The organism is Arthrobacter sp. 10N44_2 (genome assembly GCF_056394385.1).
Map to the genome: position 1 here is coordinate 216,054 of NZ_JBFTHT010000001.1, position 19,684 is coordinate 235,737.

Annotated in this window: 19 protein-coding genes; 7 read left to right on the forward strand and 12 right to left on the reverse strand. The window is 66.6% G+C overall.

Annotated features, from left to right (window positions below; genetic code table 11):
* Positions 1–120 precede the first annotated feature (120 nt).
* Together AC1DBX_RS01040 and AC1DBX_RS01045 are read right to left on the reverse strand one after the other, a co-directional pair.
* Positions 121–654: an N-acetyltransferase family protein gene (locus AC1DBX_RS01040; protein ID WP_476930875.1), complete on the reverse strand. Its 534-nt coding sequence runs from the start codon at positions 652–654 to the stop codon at positions 121–123.
* Positions 655–886: 232 nt separating this feature from the next.
* Positions 887–1,144, reverse strand: a complete 258-nt coding sequence (locus AC1DBX_RS01045; protein ID WP_230008836.1) for a DUF1387 domain-containing protein — start codon at positions 1,142–1,144, stop codon at positions 887–889.
* A 235-nt stretch (positions 1,145–1,379) separates the two neighbouring features.
* Between AC1DBX_RS01045 and AC1DBX_RS01050 the strand changes: the two genes are divergently transcribed.
* Positions 1,380–2,366: a GNAT family N-acetyltransferase gene (locus AC1DBX_RS01050; protein WP_476930876.1), complete on the forward strand. Its 987-nt coding sequence runs from the start codon at positions 1,380–1,382 to the stop codon at positions 2,364–2,366.
* 23 nt (positions 2,367–2,389) lie between these two features.
* On the forward strand, positions 2,390–2,941 hold the full coding sequence (locus AC1DBX_RS01055) for an N-acetyltransferase family protein (RefSeq protein ID WP_476930877.1): 552 nt from the start codon (positions 2,390–2,392) through the stop codon (positions 2,939–2,941).
* A 45-nt stretch (positions 2,942–2,986) separates the two neighbouring features.
* Here AC1DBX_RS01055 and efeB read toward each other — a convergent pair whose 3' ends face one another.
* Together efeB and efeO are read right to left on the reverse strand one after the other, a co-directional pair.
* On the reverse strand, positions 2,987–4,399 hold the full coding sequence (gene efeB, locus AC1DBX_RS01060) for an iron uptake transporter deferrochelatase/peroxidase subunit (RefSeq protein ID WP_476930878.1): 1,413 nt from the start codon (positions 4,397–4,399) through the stop codon (positions 2,987–2,989).
* The gene (gene efeO, locus AC1DBX_RS01065; protein ID WP_476930879.1) at positions 4,396–5,316 is read right to left on the reverse strand and encodes an iron uptake system protein EfeO; all 921 of its coding nucleotides are present in this window, start codon (positions 5,314–5,316) and stop codon (positions 4,396–4,398) included. The genes efeB and efeO overlap by 4 nt, the downstream gene beginning before the upstream one ends.
* A 209-nt stretch (positions 5,317–5,525) precedes the next feature.
* Here efeO and AC1DBX_RS01070 point away from each other — a divergent pair, with 209 nt between their 5' ends.
* Together AC1DBX_RS01070 and AC1DBX_RS01075 are read left to right on the forward strand one after the other, a co-directional pair.
* The gene (locus tag AC1DBX_RS01070) at positions 5,526–8,084 is read left to right on the forward strand and encodes an AMP-binding protein (RefSeq protein ID WP_476930880.1); all 2,559 of its coding nucleotides are present in this window, start codon (positions 5,526–5,528) and stop codon (positions 8,082–8,084) included.
* A 32-nt stretch (positions 8,085–8,116) separates the two neighbouring features.
* Positions 8,117–8,605, forward strand: coding sequence for a hypothetical protein (locus tag AC1DBX_RS01075; protein ID WP_476930881.1), 489 nt, complete (start codon positions 8,117–8,119; stop codon positions 8,603–8,605).
* Here AC1DBX_RS01075 and AC1DBX_RS01080 read toward each other — a convergent pair.
* A complete protein-coding gene (locus AC1DBX_RS01080) occupies positions 8,595–9,884 on the reverse strand; it encodes a cytochrome P450 (RefSeq protein ID WP_476930882.1) in 1,290 nt (429 codons plus the stop codon). The two genes, AC1DBX_RS01075 and AC1DBX_RS01080, sit on opposite strands and share 11 nt — an antisense overlap.
* Before the next feature lie 54 nt (positions 9,885–9,938).
* On the reverse strand, positions 9,939–11,570 hold the full coding sequence (locus AC1DBX_RS01085) for an FAD-dependent oxidoreductase (protein WP_476930883.1): 1,632 nt from the start codon (positions 11,568–11,570) through the stop codon (positions 9,939–9,941).
* Positions 11,571–11,861: 291 nt separating this feature from the next.
* Here AC1DBX_RS01085 and AC1DBX_RS01090 point away from each other — a divergent pair, with 291 nt between their 5' ends.
* A complete protein-coding gene (locus AC1DBX_RS01090; RefSeq protein ID WP_476930884.1) occupies positions 11,862–12,650 on the forward strand; it encodes a GNAT family N-acetyltransferase in 789 nt (262 codons plus the stop codon).
* A 28-nt stretch (positions 12,651–12,678) separates the two neighbouring features.
* On the opposite strand, the gene AC1DBX_RS01095 is transcribed toward AC1DBX_RS01090, so the two are convergent.
* Both AC1DBX_RS01095 and AC1DBX_RS01100 read right to left on the reverse strand, forming a co-directional pair.
* A complete protein-coding gene (locus AC1DBX_RS01095) occupies positions 12,679–14,121 on the reverse strand; it encodes an AAA family ATPase (RefSeq protein WP_476930885.1) in 1,443 nt (480 codons plus the stop codon).
* A gap of 56 nt (positions 14,122–14,177) precedes the next feature.
* A complete protein-coding gene (locus tag AC1DBX_RS01100) occupies positions 14,178–14,936 on the reverse strand; it encodes a VOC family protein (RefSeq protein ID WP_476930886.1) in 759 nt (252 codons plus the stop codon).
* Between the two features lie 207 nt (positions 14,937–15,143).
* Between AC1DBX_RS01100 and AC1DBX_RS01105 the strand changes: the two genes are divergently transcribed.
* Positions 15,144–15,455 (forward strand): hypothetical protein, encoded by a 312-nt coding sequence (locus tag AC1DBX_RS01105; RefSeq protein WP_476930887.1) that lies wholly within the window; start codon positions 15,144–15,146, stop codon positions 15,453–15,455.
* A gap of 509 nt (positions 15,456–15,964) precedes the next feature.
* On the opposite strand, the gene AC1DBX_RS01110 is transcribed toward AC1DBX_RS01105, so the two are convergent.
* The 4 genes from AC1DBX_RS01110 to AC1DBX_RS01125 form a co-directional block, all read right to left on the reverse strand.
* Positions 15,965–16,465, reverse strand: coding sequence for a DinB family protein (locus AC1DBX_RS01110; protein WP_476871615.1), 501 nt, complete (start codon positions 16,463–16,465; stop codon positions 15,965–15,967).
* A 67-nt stretch (positions 16,466–16,532) separates the two neighbouring features.
* The gene (locus AC1DBX_RS01115) at positions 16,533–17,195 is read right to left on the reverse strand and encodes an MBL fold metallo-hydrolase (RefSeq protein ID WP_476873889.1); all 663 of its coding nucleotides are present in this window, start codon (positions 17,193–17,195) and stop codon (positions 16,533–16,535) included.
* A complete protein-coding gene (locus AC1DBX_RS01120) occupies positions 17,192–18,277 on the reverse strand; it encodes an S-(hydroxymethyl)mycothiol dehydrogenase (RefSeq protein WP_476930888.1) in 1,086 nt (361 codons plus the stop codon). Before AC1DBX_RS01120 ends, AC1DBX_RS01115 begins: the two co-directional genes overlap by 4 nt.
* Before the next feature lie 132 nt (positions 18,278–18,409).
* A complete protein-coding gene (locus tag AC1DBX_RS01125; protein ID WP_011692168.1) occupies positions 18,410–18,667 on the reverse strand; it encodes a mycoredoxin in 258 nt (85 codons plus the stop codon).
* 261 nt (positions 18,668–18,928) lie between these two features.
* Between AC1DBX_RS01125 and AC1DBX_RS01130 the strand changes: the two genes are divergently transcribed.
* Positions 18,929–19,675, forward strand: a complete 747-nt coding sequence (locus AC1DBX_RS01130; RefSeq protein WP_476930889.1) for an SOS response-associated peptidase — start codon at positions 18,929–18,931, stop codon at positions 19,673–19,675.
* Positions 19,676–19,684 lie beyond the last annotated feature (9 nt).

Below are 19,684 nucleotides of genomic sequence, written 5' to 3' on the forward strand. Positions count from 1 at the left end.
ATACGGTTGCGGCAACGGGCCGGCCCGACGCCGAGCGGTGCGTCCGGGCTCGCCGCGCGGACCGCTGAGTGGATGCTGGGCAGTCCGTCCGCGGCAGGTGCAAATTCTCTTTTGACGCTTTCAATGGTCCCCCTCCATCGCCCGGGCCGTCGCCGGGTTGAGAGCAATGTAGCGCACGCCGTGTCCGGATCGGTGGTCAAGGGTGAAGCCCGGATACTCGGTAAAGTCGCCCACACGATCGGGGGTGAAGCCGAGTGCCTCGTAAAAGCCGATGGCGGAGGGACTTGCCTGCCAGTCCAGGATCATTGGCTGTGGCCTGGCCCGCGACCAATCGAAGATGAAGTTCATGAGGGCCCGGCCGGTGCCGGCCAGACGCGTGTCGGGGTCTACAAAGACGTCATGGACCCGGCCCGTCGTGAAGTCAGCCCGCAGGCCCGGCCCGAAATCCTGAGCGAGGCCGTAGCCGAGCAGCCTGGTGCGTGCCGGAGCCACAGGGAGGCACCATGAGGCGTCGGCAAGGAACCGGGCGAAACGGCTATGGAAAACCTCCGGCGGAACCTCCTGTGCGGCTGGAGTGAAGGCGATGGACAACCGGCGCACCTCGGCCGCGTCTTCCGGCCTCGCTGCGCGCACCACCAGCCTCTCGAACGTCACAGGGTGCCCCTATCCGTGAGCCATCGCCGACATTTGATCAATCCTGTGGACGGAATTGGGGTCGTGGCTCTGCCGCTTCAGCGGCCGCGGCCTCCGCGCGAAGCAGACCAAGGTCCAATTTCAAACCCCCAGAGTTGATGCCGCGTTTGCGGCTCAGCGCAGCATAGATGCTGCAGCGACTATTGACATAGTCAATTTCAGCTGCGGTGACCCGGCCGAAATACGGGAGTGCTTACTCAGTGAGCTCGGCCAGAACTTCGGCCGCGTCCGTATTGCCGGCGGATGCCAGACGCCGAAGCTCGTCCAGATCTTCCTTCTCAGCGGCGAGTTCAACCAGCTGATCCTCAGCGTCGCGGCTGCCGCCGTCGGCAAGTTGGCGCAGCTCCTCGAAATCTTCCCGCTCCGCGGCCAGTTCGATGAGCTCGCCGATGGCGTCGTTGTCACCGCGGGCAGCCCGCTCACGGAGAATGGAAAGTTCAGAATCTGACATGGCGTGGCCTTCCAAGAAAACGGATCTGCTGGACTCTTCTGGCCCGAGGAGGGATTTGACCTCATGGCGATCGGGGGAGAGGCATACAGGGTGTGAGTGCAGGCTACCGCGCCAAAGGAATCGGCCGAAAGCCTCTGTTCCTTTTTCCAACCGGTCGCTGGGTGGGATAGCACTTGTTTCCTTGTTCGAAGATGCCGTCCGGAAGCCGCAGCTTTGAAACGAATAGACTGCCAGGATGCTGACCGGACAAGCAAAAAATCTGGTGATCAATCCGGCGACAGCCGCTGATACGGATCACTTCACAGCCGACGCGCCATGGGCCAGAGCAGATGAATGGCGTCCCGGGGGATCATCGCTGGTGGCAAAGTTCGGTGCAGAGCCAGTGGGGATCGCTGTCTCAGCCACCAACCGCGTCCATCCAACTCGGGACACGGTCAACGTTTTCGTGCGTGAGCAATACCGGCGGCAGGGTATCGGTTCGGCACTGGTGAAATCCATTCAAAGGCGTCGTTGGATGCCACTGTCCGTCAAAGCCCATCCGGGCACGGTTGCGGACGAGTTTTACAGATCGCTGGGAGCTGTGCGCTATCAAATGTGTCCGCCCGAGCAGATCGATACCGCGAGTATTGAAGTGCTCCGATGGGCAAACGAAAACCGCTGTGGCGGCATCCTCACAGGAGATCGATTAGCTCTGGATCAACTGAATGAAGCATGGACGGAAATGTATGAAATCGTGCACGCGCCATGGTCACCTACTGGGTCGCGCGCGACACTCCTCGCTGAATTCCGCCCCATGATCCAGAAAGAACTGGACCGGTCCCGAAGCGTATTCGTCGTCAGGAATGACCGGATTGCTGCGGCGTGCTTTGTCTTCGGTACTGACCGGGATCCGGAAGTGGAGGCAATATGCGAATCCTTGGACCAGGCCAACCGCTTGGCGCGTCTCGACGTCGCCGCATGCATGGCAGAAGTTCTGGTGAGCGCCGGCGGTACCCCAGTCCTGTTTGACGGACACATCACCGACCCACACTTCTTTCCGATTCTCCAACTAATTCCGGGTGTTTCGGGCCGGGCTCTGGAACTCCTCGAAATTCCAAGGAATCGGGTCTCGCCGCAGGAGTCGATTCGTGCTGTGATGTCTGCGTGGCTCCTCGCCGCAGCCAGCGTCCTCGTCATCGGCGACCTTGCCCGCCGCCTCGCGCGCGCCGCCCGGCACCGGTGACCGCAGTTGATAGATTCTGGACCATGACCACTCCGGACATCAGTGTCAGGGCAGCAACCGTGCACGACGCCGCACGGCTGGCCGAGATCCACATCGCGGCCTGGCGGGCCACTTACCGCGGCGTCATGACCGATGAGTACCTGGCCGGTCTCGACGTCGACCGCGCGGCATCCGCCTGGCGCCTAAACATCCTTGAACCCAGGCAAGGGACCATTCACCTCGTCGTTCAAAGCGCCGATGCGGTTGCCGGGTTCGCCATCCTCGGCCCTGCTGCCGGCGACCCGGACCCGGGAACCGGTCAGCTCCACGCGATCAACGTGCATCCGGACTGCTGGGCGCAGGGCGTAGGTTCCGTCCTGTTCGCGGCCGCGGAACAACAGCTGATCGAACTCGGCTATGACCGGGCATTTCTCTGGGTGGAGAAAGGCAACGATCGGGCTATCAGGTTCTACACCAACCGCCGTTGGCTCGACGACGGAGGGACCCTGGAAGATACGAGATTCGATCCGGCTGTGGCCGAGAAGCGCCACAGCCGGGTCCTCCCGCCCGGAACGGTCCCGTCTGCCATGCAGTGAGCTCTTCGGCTCCCGGGCGGCTGCCCGCAGCGGTGACTGCCGCCATCATGCGAAGAGACCTTCGCCGATGAAGCCTCCCGCCCGGATGCCCGGCGGAACCGCGAACAGGCCCGAGCCGGTGTGCTTGAGGTATTCCAGGGCCAGTGTGTCCTCCTTCGCCATGGCCAGCTGCATGGGCACATAGTGGGTCCTGGGGTCCGTGACGAACGCGATGAAGAACAGTCCGGCGTCGAGGTGCCCCAGGCCGTCCGAGCCGTCGGTGTAGTTGTAGCCGCGCCGGAGCATCTTGACGCCGTCGTTCTGGCTCGAGTGCGCGAGCCTGACGTGGGCGTCCAGCGGGATCAGTGGTTCCCCGCCGCGCCCCTGGAGCTCGAAGTCGGGGGCGGTGAATTCCTCGCCGCCGGAGAGCGGGGCCCCGGCGCCCTTGGTGCGACCGATCAGCGCTTCCTGCTCCCGCAGCGACGTGCGGTCCCAGATTTCGATGTGCATCCGGATCCGGCGCGCCACGAGGTACGTGCCGCCGGCCATCCAGCCCTCTTCCGGGCGCGTTCCCTGGCCTGCCCACACGTGCTCCCCAAGCAGGGCGGTGTCCTCGGCTTTGAGGTTGTTGGTGCCGTCCTTGAAGCCGAAGAGGTTTCGCGGGGTGGCCTGTGACCTCGACGTGGAGGACGTCCGCCCGAAGCCGAGTTGGGACCAGCGGACGCGCGACTGCCCGAAGCCGATGCGGGCAAGGTTGCGGATCGCGTGGACGGCCACCTGGGGGTCGTCGGCGCAGGCCTGCACCACGATGTCGCCGCCGGTGCGTCCCGGCTGGAGGTCGTCGCCTGGGAAGTGCGGCAGGCCGATCAGTGCGTCCGGGCGGCGCCCCTCGAGTCCGAAGCGGGCCTTGCCGTCCTTCTCGAACAGGCCGGGGCCGAACCCGAAGGTGAGGGTGAGTCTGCCGGCGCCGAGGTCCAGGGCCTCACCTGTGTCCTCGGGCGGGGCGTCGTAGGGGCCATCGACGGCGCCGCTGCTGCCCGTGCTGCGCCCCTCGGTCATCGCCACGGCGGCGGCCGTCCAGTTTTTCAGAAGCCGGATGAGCTCTGCACGGTCCTCCGTGACGAGGTCGAAGGCTGCAATGTGAAGGCGGTCCTGGGCCGGCGTGACGATGCCGGACTGCCGGTCACCGTGGAAGGGGATGATGTCGCCGGGCTCTGCCACTGGGGCGGCCGCGGCCTCGACGGCGTCGTGGCTGAGGAAGCCAACCGCCAGGCCGGCGACGGCGCCCGCGCCGCCGGCTCCTGCCAGGGACAGGAGCCCGCGGCGGGACAGCCGGCCCTTTCCCGAACCGGGGGCTGCGGGCGGCGCGGGCATGGCGGCGGCTCCCGGTGACTTGGCTGGTTCCGGTGCGCTAGCTGATTCGGGGGCGCCGCCGTCGGGGGTCTGGCGGGGGCTGCCGCCGAAGGGGCAGCCGGTCACAGGGCTATTGCCGAAGTGAGCTTGGCCAGGGGCTCGCCCAGGGCATCAACCAGGGAGGCGAGTTGCTGCACCTGGGCCTGGCTGAGGTCGTTGTAGTACACGAAGCCTGCGCCGGTGGAATGCTGCTTGAGCCCGGCCTGCAAGGCAGCGAACTTGGCCTCGAGCGCTTCGGCCAGGGCCGGGTCCTTCTGCTGCAGCGCAGGCAACAGGCTCTCGAAGGCGGTCCGGGCTCCGTCAACGTTGGCCTGGAAGTCCCAGAGATCGGTGTGGGACCAGATTTCTTCCTCCCCGGTAACTTTGCCGGTGGCCACCTCGTCCAGGAGTTCCTTGGCGCCGTTGCCGATCTTGTCCGCGGAGAGTTCCACGGTGCGGGTCCGCTGGGCCAGGTCCTCGGTGTCGGCAACAAGCTGCGTGGCGATGGCGGCACGCTCCGTCGGTGCGAGGGGAGTGTAGCCGGCCGGCGGGAACAAGTCCTTCTCGGCCCGGTGCCAGCCGGTCCATTCCTGGCCGGGTGCGAGGTCGGCTTCACGGGCATCGAGCTTGGGGTCCAGGTCCCCGAACGACTCGGCGACCGGCTCGATACGCTCCCAGTGCATGCGCGTGGCGGCATAGAGTCCGCGGGCCTTCGTCGCATCCCCGGCGGCGTAAGCCGCCGCGAATGACCTCGTGCCGGTAACCAGCTGATCGGTCTGATCCACGACGAAAGCCGAGTATTGCCGGGTGCCGGTGTCCAACAGGCCCTGAAGATGGGCGTCGACGCCGGTACTGCTCGTGACCTGGATGGGTCCGGCGGCGCCCGGGTCCTTTGGGTTGCCCATACAGCCGGCCAGGGCCAACGGAACTGCGGTTGCCGCGGCCAACAGGGCAAGCGTCTTCCGGAACCGGGGGGCGTTTTTGGGCAGGGGGATGCTGGGCATGGTGTTTCCTTGGATCGGTGGGGTGGAGCAGTGCGGTGCGGGGGAGTGGAGGCAGGGGTACGGGACCGAGTGGGCTTCCCCGGCAACATTGCCGATGCAAGCCCGACTTAGGTACACCTAAGTAAGGAGGATACCGATCCGCGGCGATTACGCAAACCTTTCGTACCCTAATTTGGATTAGGTAAGCCTAATCTAATAGCATCGTCCGGGTGACCACGCAGCTTGACTACATGCGGGTGCCCTTTGCCGCCGATCTTGCGAGCTACGGGGACAGCCCAGCCATCCTTACCGACACCCTGGCAATGACGTACCGGGAGCTGGCGGGGCGGGTCGATGCCTTCGCCCTCCGGCTTGGCACCACGCGGCGCCTCGTGGCGCTCGCCGCAGCCAACGACCTCGACTCTCTGGTGGTCTATCTAGCGGCCCTGGCCGGCGGCCACCCGCTGATCCTCCTGCCGGAGGACAAGCCGGCCGCCCTGGAATCCCTCGTCGCGGCCTACGACCCCGACGTCGTTGTCCAACCCGGCAACGGGCAGCTCCTGCTGGACGAACGCCGGACCGGCACCCGCCACGAGCTTCACCCGGACCTCGCGCTCCTGCTCAGCACCTCCGGATCCACCGGCTCGCCCAAGCTCGTGCGGCTCTCGCATGCGAACCTGCAGTCCAACGCCGAGTCGATTTCCGAGTACCTGAACATCGGGCCCGACGACCGCGCGGCCACGACGCTGCCCATGTCCTACTGCTATGGGCTGTCCGTGATCAACAGCCACCTGCTCCGCGGCGCCGGACTGGTCCTGACCGATCTTTCCGTGGTCGATCCGTGCTTCTGGGACCTCTTCCGAGGCCGCGGGGCGACGTCTTTCGCGGCCGTTCCGTACACCTTTGAACTGCTGGAACGGACCGGGTTCGCGGACATGGATCTGCCCGGCCTGCGCTGCGTCACCCAGGCCGGGGGCCGGCTGGGGCCGGATTCGGTGCGGAACTACGCCGAACTGGGCCGCCGAAATGGCTGGGAATTTTTCGTGATGTACGGCCAGACCGAGGCGACGGCCCGGATGGCGTACCTGCCTCCGGAGCTGGCGGCCGAGGTGCCGGGCGCGGTGGGCGTCCCGGTGCCCGGCGGCTCGTTCCGGATCGACCCCGTGCCGGGGCTGGAACACGGCGAACTGGTCTACAGCGGCGCCAACGTCATGCTTGGCTACGCCGAATGCCCGGCGGATCTCGCCGCGGGCCGGACCGTTGCGGAGCTCCGCACCGGCGACCTCGCCAGGCTGCACCCGGCGGGCGTCTACGAAGTGGTGGGCCGGCGCAGCCGGTTCGTCAAGATCGTGGGGCTGCGCGTGGATCTGGGACAGGTGGAGCGGCTCCTGGCGGATCTCGGTGTGCGGGCTGCCAGCGCCGGGACGGACGACGGCGTCGTCGTCGCTGTTGAAGGCGACCACGACGCGCACCTGCTGGGCAAGGTCCTCGCCCAGGGCATGGGGCTGCCGCGAGCCGCCCTAGAGGTCCACGCCGTCGACCATCTCCCGCGCCTGGCAACGGGCAAGCTCGACTACAGGGGCGTCCTGGCCCTGTCCGGGCCGAAACCCGGGCCGGCACCCGCCCCTGCAGCGGAAACCGGCGCGCCGGACAACAATGCTCCGGACAGCGTCCGGAAGATTTTCCAGGACGTGCTGGAGTGCGCCGACATCGCGGACAGCGACACGTTCGTGTCCCTGGGCGGGGACTCATTGTCCTATGTGGCCGCGTCGGTGCGGCTGGAACAGGCGCTGGGCCATCTCCCGCGGGACTGGCACGTGACGCCGGTCCGGGATCTGGAGCCCCGGCCGCGCACTGCACCGGGCCGTAAGCGGAGGAGATTCTTTGCGCCGGTGGAAACGAGCATCGTGCTGCGGGCCGTCGGGATCGTCCTGATCGTCAGCACGCACGTTGGGCTGTTTAGCTGGCAGGGTGCGGCCCACGTGCTCATGGCGGTGGCAGGCTACAACTTCGCACGCTTCCAGCTCTCCGGGAAGCGGATCCCGCGGCTGCGGAGGCAGCTGTCCAGCTCGGCACGAATCATCGTGCCGAGCATGGCGTTCATCGCGGTGGCGTACCTGATCACCGACAACTACTCACCCGCCAATATCGTGCTGCTCAATGCCGTCCTCGGGCCGGAGGGGGTGAGCACCCAGTGGCATTTCTGGTTCATCGAAGTTCTTGTTTACCTGCTTGTGGGGTCCGTGGCTCTGCTTGCCGTTCCGTGGGCGGACCGCGCCGAGCGGCGCTTCCCCCTGCTCTTTCCGCTGGCGCTGACCGGCGTGGGGCTCCTGACCCGGTATGAGCTGGTCAACCCGGGAGTGCCGCACACGGCGCCTGCGCTCTGGCTCTTCGCGCTGGGTTGGGCTATCGCACGGTCCCGGACCGTCGCCCAGCGTTGCCTGGTCTCGGTCATTGCAGCAGTGACCGTTCCGGGATTCTTCGAGAATCCGGGTCGGGAGGCCACGCTGCTCGCCGGGATCCTGCTGCTCATCTGGCTGCCCAGCATTCCGGTGCCGCAGGTCCTCCGCCGCCTCATGGTGGTACTCGCCAGCGCCTCCCTCTACGCATACCTTGTCCACTGGGTGGTCTATCCGCCGCTGGCCGGGATCAGCCCCGCCTTGGCCGTGGCAGGCTCGCTGGCCGCGGGGGTAGCCTACTGGGCGCTCTGCCTGCGCTTGATGGGGGCGGTCAACCGCCGGCGGGCAGGCGCAGGCAACGATCCGGGTACGAATTCAGCACAACAGTAGGCGCCGACTGCTGTACCAGCGACACTGACGGCATGGTTCTCTGTCTGAAAGACAGCGGGCGGCGCTCCGCGATCCGTGCCACGGTTGGCGCATTGGTGCTGGCTGCCTCGGTCTCGGGGTGCTCGTCCTCCACCGGTGGGGAACCGCCGTGTTTCCCGCCCGCCTATTCGCTGACCCCGTCGGAAGCCAAACCGGGGCAGAGCGTGACGGTGGCAGCGCCGGACGCTGACTGCAATCCCCGCTACGGCAAGAACGCCCGTATCCAGGTGAGCGTCACCGACGCCACAGGCGTGGAGGTTGTCAACACCACCACCGCCATGAACGACGCCGGGGGGTTCACCTATACGTTTGTCGTTCCCGCCCGGACAGCTGTGGGGGATGCCGCCGTAACCGCGGTGCCCTACAACATTGACTGGTGCGATGACACCGGCAGGAACAACCGCGTGGCGGGCGCTGGCGACCTACGACTGGAACGGGTGTCCTGTGTGTTGCCCATGAAACCTCTAACCGTCACCCGCTGAAGTGCATTTTCCGGGCGACGGTCGGCAGGGGCTTACCCGGGGCGAGGACGCCGTCGATGTCTACCGGGAGGTGGGAGGGGCCGCGCAGGAACGGGCTCGGCCGGTACGGCGGTGGGTCCGAGACCAGCCGCGGGTTCTCCAGCCTGGTGGCGAATTCAGTGAGCGCGATCTGCGCTTCCAGCCGGGCCAGGGGCGCCCCGAAGCACAGATGAACCCCGCCCCCAAAACCGAGGTGCTGGTTGTTGGCCCGGTCAGGGATGAAGAGCCCGGGGTCAGTGACGTGGGCGGGGTCGCGGTTGCCCGCAGCAAGGACCAGGGTGAGGGAGGCGCCGGCCGGGATGGTGGTGCCGGCGATGTCGATGTCGTCGAGGGCGGTACGGAACGGGACGAAATGCACGGGCGGCTCGTAGCGGAGCAGCTCCTCGACCATCGGGATGGCCAGGCCGGAGTCAGCGCGCAGCCTCTGGAGCTCGGCCGGGTGGCGGAGCAACGTCAGTACGCCGTTGGAGATGAGGTTCACGGTGGTTTCATGTCCGGCGATGAGCAGGAGAAGCCCGGTGCTCACCAGTTGTTCGTCCGGCATGCGGCCCTCCGGGCCATCATCGGTGGCCATCGCTGAAAGCAGGTCAGTCCCCGGGGCCTGCCGGTGGGCGTCGACTAGCTCTTGCATGAACGCGCGCAGTTCCGTGCCGGCCTCAATCCTCTTCTTTTGCTGGGTTTCGGGATCGAGTCCGGGATCTGTGGATTGCAGGGCCAGGTCCACCCAGACCCGGAAGCGCTGTTCATCTCCCGGGGGCACACCGAGAAGTTCGCAGATCACCGTGACGGGCAGGGGATACGCCAGATCATCGACGACGTCGATCCGGCTGCGGTCCGCCATATTGTCGACCAGATCGGTGACAATTTCCGCCATCCGCGCCTCCATCCCGGCTACCCTGCCAGGCGTCGTGGGCGGCCCGAAATGCCGCATGGTGATCCGCCGGAACTTGTCGTGATCAGGGGGATCCATGCTGAGGAAAGTCGGCGTCATGCCGGCGCCGTCCCCGTCCCCGTCCTCACCGACGGCGGCGCCCGCCGCGGCGGCAGCCGGGTTGCGGGTTATGTCGGAGCTGACCCGTGGATCGTGCAACAGGGCGGCGATCTCCGCGTAGGTGCTCACGAGATAGCTGCCGTCCGGAAGTCGTCTCACGGGGGTTTTGCGGAGTTCGTCGTAGAACGGGTAGGGGTTAGCCCGGTTGGTGTAGTCGAGGATCTGCTCCCAGGTGCTGGGCTCGGCCATGGCGAAGGCTCCTTGGGTCGTGGGCCGGTGGCTGCCGGCCTCCGGTGCGGCGCTTTACGGGAGGCGGCGGTCAGTCAATCTGGCGCGCCGCTCATTGGGATAGTGACCGGTCACGACGACGGTCGCATCCTGGGTGGGGCTGGCGGCGGGCTGGAACCCGGCCGGCACGGGCTGCGCATCCTCGGCCTCGTCAATATGGTGGAACGACGGCGGGAAGGGCGCCGCCTGGTCAATCAGCGGTTCATAGAAGTCAAGCCATTTGTTCTGGTTGAACGCCACTGCAGCCACGATCCGGCCCTTGTAGCCGTAAACGGCCAGGAACCGCCGAGATCCGACCGATCCTTGCACGATGGCGACCTCATCGGCGACCGAGGGCACACCCACGCTCTTGATTTCGGTGCCGAACTGGACGGACCAGAATTTGGGCACAGCCAGGTGCGGCCACCGTTCGGTTTCGCCGCTGACCATATTGTGCGCTGCAACCTCGGCCTGGGAGATTGCGTTGCCCCAGTGTTCGACGGCGAGGAACTGGTAGCCGAACATCGGCTGCGGGGCGCGGGATACGTCGCCGGCGACGAAGACGTCATCGGTGACCAGCCCGTTGACGTCGAAAGCCCGGCAGCCGGCGTCGCACGCGACGCCCCACACGCCGCTCGCCAATCCGGAGCCTGCGAGCCAATCACCGTTACGAACGGTCCCCAGCGCGGCGACCGCGATGTCCACGTCAAGTGTTGTGCCATCGGAGAGGCGGGCGCGGCGCAGCTGTCCGCCGGCATCGCCTTCCAGTGCAACGACCCTGACGCTGCAGCGCAGATCCACGCCGTTCTCGATCTGAAGCTCTCCGGCAATTGCACCGATCACGCTGCCGAGCGCCGCGCCGAGCGGTGCCCGGCCCGCCTCGGCCACGGTGACCGGCAGGCCAAGTTCGCGGCACACCGAAGCGACTTCGCAGCCGATGAACCCGGCGCCAATGACCAGGACCCGGCGAGGGCGCGCGGCCAGGAGCTGCCGAAGCGTTGCCGCGTCCTCCCGGGTCCGCAAGGTCAGCACGCCTGCCAGCGCCGCCTCCGCCGCGTTTGGCCAGGACCGGGCCCGCACCCCAGTGGCGATCAACAACTTGTCGAATCCGATCCGGCCACCGTCGGCGAGATGCACCTGCCTGGCGGCGAGATCCAGACCCGTGGCCGCGACGCCCAGACGCCAGTCGGCGTCGATTGCCCGGCGGCGCGGCAGCGACGTGTCCTCGGACGGCACCGACCCGGCCAGGACCTGTTTCGACAGCGGCGGCCGGTCATACGGCTCGTGCGTTTCCTCACCAATGAGAGTCAGCGAGCCCGTGAACCCTTCCTCGCGCAGCCGCTCCGCCGCGCGCAGCCCGGTCAGTGACGTGCCCACGATGACAATCCTGCCGGATCGAAGGAACGCGCCCCCGTTGCCCCCGGCGGCAGCGGCCGTCCCCGGGGCTTCTTCGGGAGGCCGCGGCCTGTGCGGCTCCTCAAGCTGGTCGAGCCGGATGGCCTGGACGGGGCAGGCCACGGCTGCCCGCCGGACCCTCGTGCGCTGCGCCTCGTCAGGGTCCGGGTCGTAGGTAAGTGCCTCGTCCCCCTGGATCGTGAAGACCTCCGGGGCGAGGAAGGCGCATTGTGCGTAACCCTGACACTTAGTGAGATCGACGACGAGCCTCATGCCGAACTTCTCCCTGTTTGCTCAAGCCAATCGAGTCTAAGCCTCGCGGGCTGGCCGTGGAAGAGGCCTGCGGCCGGGTACGACGAGGCTACGGAGGCCCTCCAGAGCGGAGCGTGGGGGATCTTGCGGCGGAGGCGGACCTTCGCCACGTGGCCGCGCTGGGGACGGCGGCAGGAGTGCAGGTGACACTTAGCCATCGCTCCGGCCGGGTTGCCCTCGGTGAGGGAACTTGAGCGCAGGCTGTCCTATGTCCTGTATCCGGCGTCCGGCGTGGCTGTAGGGTGGACGCCGATGACTCTTTCTGAAGAACTTCTTGTGGCGTACGACCAGCAACTCCGGACAGCTGCAGAGACGCCCGGTGCCAGCGGCGTGGAACGGCTGGGTCCGCTGCGGCTGGTGACCTTCGCAGGCGGCAGGGGCTTCGTGACCTATCAGAACCTCGATGGGGCCAACGCCCTGACGATCGCGCAGTGGGTGGCCGAAGCGCTCGCGTTTTACCGCAGCGATCCCGCAATCGTGCGGGTCGAGTGGAAAACCCGTGGTCACGATCATGCGCCCGGGCTCCACGGGGCACTGCTCGACAACGGATTTGAGCCTGATGAGACCGAGTCGATCATGATCGGACCGGCAAAGGCCTTGACGGCGGACGTCCAGCTCCCGCCCGGCGTCAGCCTGCGGCCGGTGAGCGCAGAACGGGACATCCGCGCCATGAGCGCGATGCAGGACGAGGTTTTCGGCGTTGACGTCTCCGACGGCAACGCCGACGCAATCCTGAAACGCATGGCGCGCGACGACGGCATGGAACTGTGGGTAGCCGAACACGAAGGACTGATCGTGAGCGCCGGCCGCCTCGAGTCGGTGCCGGATACGGAATTCGCGGGCATCTGGGGCGGGGCGACGCGACCAGAATGGCGTGGTCAGGGTATCTACCGTGCCCTCACTGCCGCCCGGGCCCGGGCCGCGCTGACGCTCGGCAAGAGACTCATCCACAGTGACTCGACTCAATATTCGCGACCGATCCTGGAACGCTATGGATTGCTGCGAGTCTCAACGACCACCCCGTACCGCTGGCGGCGCTGAGGGCCCAAGCGCACTGGCGCGGTTCGTCCTAGCCCCCGGGATGGAAGGCCGCCGGCGGTCCGGGGAACGGTCCGCCCATGCCCTCAGAGCCGTCTCCGGTGCCGCTGCCGAGGAGGCTTCGGGTGAGCGCGGCGCTGTCGGCCATCAGGTCATCCACAGCCTTCTGAAGATGATGGTCCGCCACCGGCACGCCTTCCAATGCGCCGGCAACGACCGCACGGCGGACGAGTTCGCGTGCGAACGAAGCGGTGGTTCCTTCGGTGCGGGCGGCGGCGTCTTCAATCGAGTTCGGACTGAGGGGAATACCGCGGGCATACAGTTTGATCAGTGCAACCCGCTCCGCCTGGGCAGGCATAGGAATTTCCACGGCCAGGTCCACACGGCCGGGACGCTGTGCCAGGGCGCGTTCCAGCATGTCCACGCGGTTGGTGGTGAGGACGAACGCCACGTCGGCATCGCTGGCCAAACCGTCCATGGCGTCCAGCACCTCGAATAGCAGCGGCTGGGGTCCGTGCCCGAAGCTGCGGTCCTCGGCGATGAGGTCGCAGTCCTCAAGGACCACGATGGAGGGCTGCAGCGCCCTGGCCATGGTGGCGGCTTCTGAGATCCTGGCGAGCGATCCTCCCGAAAGAAGGATTGCTGTGACACCTTCGCTCCGGCTCAACAAGTACCGCACCGTATGGGTCTTGCCCGTCCCCGGCCTGCCGTAGAGCAGGACGCCGCGTTTGAGGTGCTGGCCGTACCTGATCAGAGACTCACGGTGCTCGGCGATACCTAAGGCGTGGTCCGACACTTTCTCCAGCAGGCCATCCGGCAGGATGACATCCGACGCGGCAAGGACTGGCCGTGCATGGAACGTCACCCCGGCCGCGCTGGGACCATACTCACCCATCACCAGGGAAATGACCTGTCCCTTGAGCACGCTGCGGTGCTGCATCCGACGGCGGAACTCCGAGAGGAAGCGTGCGGCCTTATCTGTAGCGCCGGCCAAAACCTCAAGGGACGCTGACTGCCGGCCATACCGGGGGTTGGCGTCCCGCTGCAGCACGGCGATGGGACTGCCTCCATGGCTGAATAGCCAGAGCCCCAGTGCCACGGCCTGCCGTTGTTCGTCCGGCCCGACAGCTAAGTTGGCGTAGTCCGGCTGGGACAGGGGGAACTGCGGATATAGCTGGGACTGCTGCAGCATGTCGCTCAGCGAGTGATGGTGGCGTTGGTCGCCGCCGCCGATGCCCACGAGCCGGAACTCAGGATCCTCGGCGGCGAGCTCTTCCATGAGGATGTCTGCGTCCACGAATCGGTGCGGCGGAATCTCCTCAACCACTACCGACACTGATTCGGCCCGGACCGCCAAATGCTCGGTGAGCGTAGTCAGCAGCTGGGTTCCCGGTTGCCCCCGACGCTGCCCGGACTGCGCAAGCTCCACGAGCCGCGCGAAATCGTCGATGAACTTCCCCAAAATTTCATCCATGGGCTGACCCTACCAGCGCCGCCAATCGGTGTGGCGCCTATGCTCTCCAGCAAGCATCAGCCGGTGGTTGCGCTGACCGCGGTGGTGCCGCCCTGGGGGTCCCTGATCACGGCGCTGCGAAATCCCGGCGTGTCCATGGGCACCATCAAGACGCTGCCACCCAGGGCTACGGCCTGCCGGGCAATGGCGTCCGCGTCGCGGACGGCGAAATTGACGCTCCAATGCGGCGGGACCGCGACGCCGTCCGTGGCTGCCACCACCGCCACTACCCGGCCGGAGCGGAGCCACCGCGAGAAGGGGGCGTCCGGGACGGGTTCGAGTTCCCAGTCGAACATTGCACCGTAGAACGCCTGGGCCCGCCCGACATCTGTGGTGTGCAGCGAGCTCATGGCCCAGGAATTCGGCTCATTGGCCAGCTGGGCGCCGTCGTTCCCTCCTGCCCGCCGCAGGCAGAACGGGATGCCGGTGGCATCGGCGAGCACAGCAATACGGTCATCCGGGCCGGCACCAAACGGCGCCAGGCGCTTGCCCCCCGCCCGCTCGGCACGAGCCAAGGCTTCCCCGACGTTTACGACACGCACGTGGGTGGTCCACCCCGGCGGCGATTGCGGCGGCGCCTGTCCGATTCCGGCAACCAGTTGACCGCGGAGACGCGCAGCGTAGTAGAAGCCGTCGAGCCCGGGCGGCATCGGAATGGGGTCGTCGAAAGTCCACCCGAAGAGCGGACCGTAGAAGTCCTTGGCCGCCTGGGGGTCGGGCTGCCAGGTGTCGACCCAGCACGGAGCGCCGACTGAGGAGGTATCCCGCGCTGTCATTGAAACCCTTTCTCCGGGGCCCGTTACGCCGCGAACATTGTTTCCCAAGACCGCGGAGTGGATCAAGACCCAACTGCGATTCCGGCGAGGCAAACTGCCGAATCCTCCATGACCGAGGGGAAAACACCGTCGCTCGGGAAACCTGGCACCTGCGCGGTAGGCTCGCCAACATATTTCTGGCCAATCGGGGGAACCATGAATAAAGGAATGAAAACTGGAATTGCAGCCGTGGCGCTCACGCCACTTCTCGCGCTGGGGCTGTCCGCCGCATTCGGAGCATCGAAATCCGGTCCTGCTGGCACGGCAGTTGATGCCTCGGATCATCCCGGGTGCTACAACGAGGCCAGGCTGAACGATCCGAATGACTTCTGCTACCGAACGATGGGACCGTGGAACAGCACCCGATCCTCGGACGAGGAAGTCCGGAGCATGATGTCCGTTGAGCGAATGGTGAGGGCCGGCAAGACCGTTCAAGAGATCCAGCGTTACTACCCGGAATACGCCCCGTCCACGAAATGACGGCCAGCGCATCGGCCGGTTGACCTCAACCGCATCCCACATCTTTCCGGACTGTAGAGACGGTGAGCCGCGGATTACGGGGGGATGCCGGCCCAAAAAGCCGCAGGATAATTGTTACTCTCTTTTCCTTTTGTGTGGCAAATGCAATTGATATTCTGATTTTGGTCATGCAGAGGCTGCTAACTTCGTTGCGGGAGTTCCTATCTCATGGCCACCAAAGTCGTTGTCGCCGGCAATGCCGTCGCCCCGTTCACGGCGTTCGCCTTGAGATCGGACACGACATCCGGCCGGCCCGGTTCCTTGCGCGCCCCCGCTGTGCTGTCTGAGCTGGCCGGGGCGCGATTACGCCGCCGGCACGCGGAACCAGAGCCGGAACCCGGCCTTCCCTAGACCAGCGCGGATGCGGCCCTGTGAAAACCAATCGGGGGTGGCCGCATCCGCGCTCACCCGCACCCATGGTGCAATGCGGGTCTTCTGGTTTAGAACCTTGACCCGGGCGGCCGGTGCCGTCAGGTGCGCGCAGCGAGGATCTGCTCGCGCAAAATATCCGCGTGGCCGCAGTGCTGGGCGAGTTCCCTGAGCATGTGCAGGTAGACCCACCGCAGCGGCAGCGGACCGCGCCGGTTGCCTCTGACAAGGTCGTCGAGGCCGAGCGAAGCGGCTCGACGCCGTGAGTCCCCGCAGGCCTGAAGGTAGGCGGCCTGGAGGCCCGCGATGGTGTCATCATCCGCCAGGATGAACGATTCGTCGGGGGTGGCCGGAATGCCGATCACCGCCCGGGGCCGGCACGTGATGGCCTCGTCAAACCAGACCTTCTCCACGAAGGCGGCGTGCTTGACCAGCCCCAGAAGGGTGGTCCGCGACGGCACCAGCGAGGCCCGGGCCTCCTCTTCGGTGAGCCCGTCCAGGCAGGCGTGCAGGTCCGCACGATGCTCGTCGAGGAATGCATCGAACTGGGTACGCAGGTCCGCGGCCAGTGTTGCCGGATCCATGCTGGGGTGAGAGCTCATGGCCCCACATCCTATGGCGGAAAAGCCCGGTCCGGAAGCAGTGGACCGGGCCTTTCCGCGGACGCGGTCAGTGGCCGCGGGCGATCCATTCCTCAAGGTGCGGCGCTTCGGCGCCGATCGTTGTGGGTTCCCCGTGGCCGGTCCGGACCGTCGTGTCGGCCGGGAGCGGCAGGAGCCGGGTCCGGATGGACTCGATGATGGTCGGGAAATCGCTGAAGGATCGGCCCGTCGCCCCGGGGCCACCCTGGAACAGCGTGTCCCCGCTGAACACTGTTTTTTCGCTAAGCAAGGTGCCTTCGCTTTCGAGAAGGAAGCACACGGACCCGGGCGAGTGGCCGGGGGTGTGCCGTGCCACGAGTCTTGCCCCTGCGACGTCGAACGTGTCGCCGTCGGCAATGGCGTGGTCCGGCTCGGTGCCGGGGAACACCCGCTCCCACAGCATCCAGTCGTCCCGGTGCAGGTACACCGGCGCGTTCACGAGAGTCCGGACCTCGCCCACGGCGCTGATGTGGTCATCGTGGCCGTGCGTGAGCAGGATTGCGGTGACCTTCCGGCCCGAGACGGCCGCGGCCACGGCAGCGGGATCGTGGGCCGGGTCGATGATGACGCATTCGGCGTCGTCCCCGAGGATCCAGACGTTGTTCTCAACATCCCAGGTGCCGCCGTCGAGGGAAAACGTCCCGGAGGTGACCAGCCGGTCGATCCGGATGCTCACAGGGCCGGCGTTCACAGCTCCACCACCGAGCGCAGCACAGCGCCGGCATGCATCTTCGTGAAGGCCTCCTCGATCTGGTCGATCGTGATCCGCTCCGTCACGAAGGCGTCCAGGTCCAGCTTGCCCTGCCGGTAGAGGCTGATGAGTGTGGGGAAGTCGCGCGAAGGCAGGCAGTCGCCGTACCAGGAGGACTTCAGGGAGCCGCCGCGCCCGAACACATCCAGCAGCGGCAGTTCCAGGGTCATCTCGGGGCTCGGCACACCCACCAGGACCACCGTGCCGGCGAGGTCCCGGGCGTAGAAGGCCTGCTTGTATGTTTCCGGGCGGCCGACGGCGTCGATCACCACATCGGCGCCGAAACCGCCGGTCAGTTCGCGGATCGCTTCGACGGGGTCGACGGCGGAGGAGTCCACCGTGTGGGTGGCGCCGAGGTCCTTGGCGCGCTGGAGCTTTTTGGCGTCGATGTCGACGGCGATCACGGTGGTGGCGCCGGCGAGCGCCGCGCCGGCGACGGCCGCCGTGCCGACTCCGCCGCAGCCGATCACGGCGACCGAATCGCCGCGCTGGACGTTTCCGGTGTTGATCGCCGCGCCGATGCCTGCCATGACGCCGCAGCCGAGCAGGCCGACGGCGGCGGGATCGGCGCCGTCGTCCACCTTGGTGCACTGGCCGGCCGCTACGAGGGTCTTTTCGGCGAAGGCACCGATGCCCAGCGCGGCCGTCAGCTCGGTGCCGTCCTCCAGCGTCATTTTCTGGGTGGCGTTGTGGGTATTGAAGCAGTACTGCGGCTGGCCCCGGCGGCAGGCCCGGCACTCGCCGCAGACGGCCCGCCAGTTCAGCACCACGCGGTCCCCGGGGGCGACCTCGGTGACGTCCGGTCCCACGGCACTGACAACGCCGGTGGCCTCGTGGCCGAGCAGGAAGGGGAAGTCGTCGTTGATGGCGCCCTGCTTGTAGTGCAGATCGGTGTGGCAGACACCGCAGGTGAGGATGTCCACGAGGGCCTCGCCGGGGCCCGGGTCCGGCACCAGGATCGTCTCCAGGGTGACGTCGGCATTCTTGGAACGGACTACTGCGGCTTTGACTTTATGGACCATGAAACAAGCTCCTCTGTTCTGGAACGCGGATTGCTGGCACAACTTACTGGTTACTGGCACAACGGGCGGCGGCGCGGCCCTTGGGAGGCCGCGCCGTCGTGGTTTGGTGGTGTCCTGGGATGCAGGAAGGGCCTAGGCGGCGAGCCGGCTCTTGACCTCAGCTGCGGAGGGGTTGGTGGCGGCGGTGCCGTCGGGGAACAGCACGGTGGGGACGGTGCGGTTGCCTCCGTTGAGCTGCTCGACGAGATCGGCCGTGCCTTCGACTTCCTCGATGTTGATCTCTGTGTACCCGATGCCCTGTGCGTCCAGCTGCTTCTTCAGCCGGTTGCAGTAGCCGCACCACGTGGTCGAAAACATAGTGATGGTGCCGGATTCGGGGGTGAAGTCCACGAAGTTCTCCTCAAGTAAGTGGATGGGGCCGGCGTATCGGGCCGGGCGCCAACTGAAGTCGTACGTCACTGCCAACAACCGTACCCTGCAGCCCGCTATTCCCGCAGAGAGCGCTGCCCCCCTTCGCCGTCCGACGCGAACTCGCGGTAAAGATGCGAAATCGCCGGAAAGTTCCGGCGACTTCGCACGTTTCCGGCGACCTCGGCGGGCTCAGGCGGCAGCCCGGATGACATGGGATGGGTGCGGTGGCATGCTGATGCCATGTGTGGACGCTACGTGATGGCCCGGGCCGTCGGAGACCTGCTGGCCGAATTCGATGCCGGGCTGGAGGATGAGATCGCGATTCCGCCGTCGTGGAACGTGGCCCCGACGGCTGATGTGCCGATCCTGCTCGAACGGCTTGTGGAGGGAGAATCGGTCCGCCAACTGCACATTGCGCGCTGGGGCCTGGTGCCGTCCTGGGCCAAGGACCCGGGCATCGGGTCCAAGATGATCAATGCCCGCAGCGAGACCGTGCTGGAGAAGCCCGCCTTCCGGAAAGCGACCCGCGCCCGTCGCTGCGCCGTCCCGGCGGATGGCTACTACGAGTGGAAGGGCGAGGGCCGCACCAAGCAGCCCTACTACGTCCATCCCAAGGACGGACGCCCCATTGTCTTCGCGGGACTCTATGAATGGTGGCGGGATCCGTCCAAGGCAGAGGGTGACCCGGAGCGCTGGATGCTCTCGACCTCGATCATGACCACCGACTCGCCGCCGGAGGGCTACGCCGGGGGAATGCTGGCCGAGCTGACCGCGCTGCATGACAGGGTTCCGCTGCCCATGAACCGCGAGACCATGCAGACGTGGCTGGACCCGCAGGCCGATGATGCGGCCGGGCTCGTGGATCTGGTCCGGGCCGGGGCGCACGACGTCGCGGAAGGCTGGACGATCGACGCCGTCGGCACCGCCGTCGGGAACGTCAGGAATGACTCACCGGAACTCATCCAGCCGGTGGGGAGCCTGTTCTAGCGGTACGCC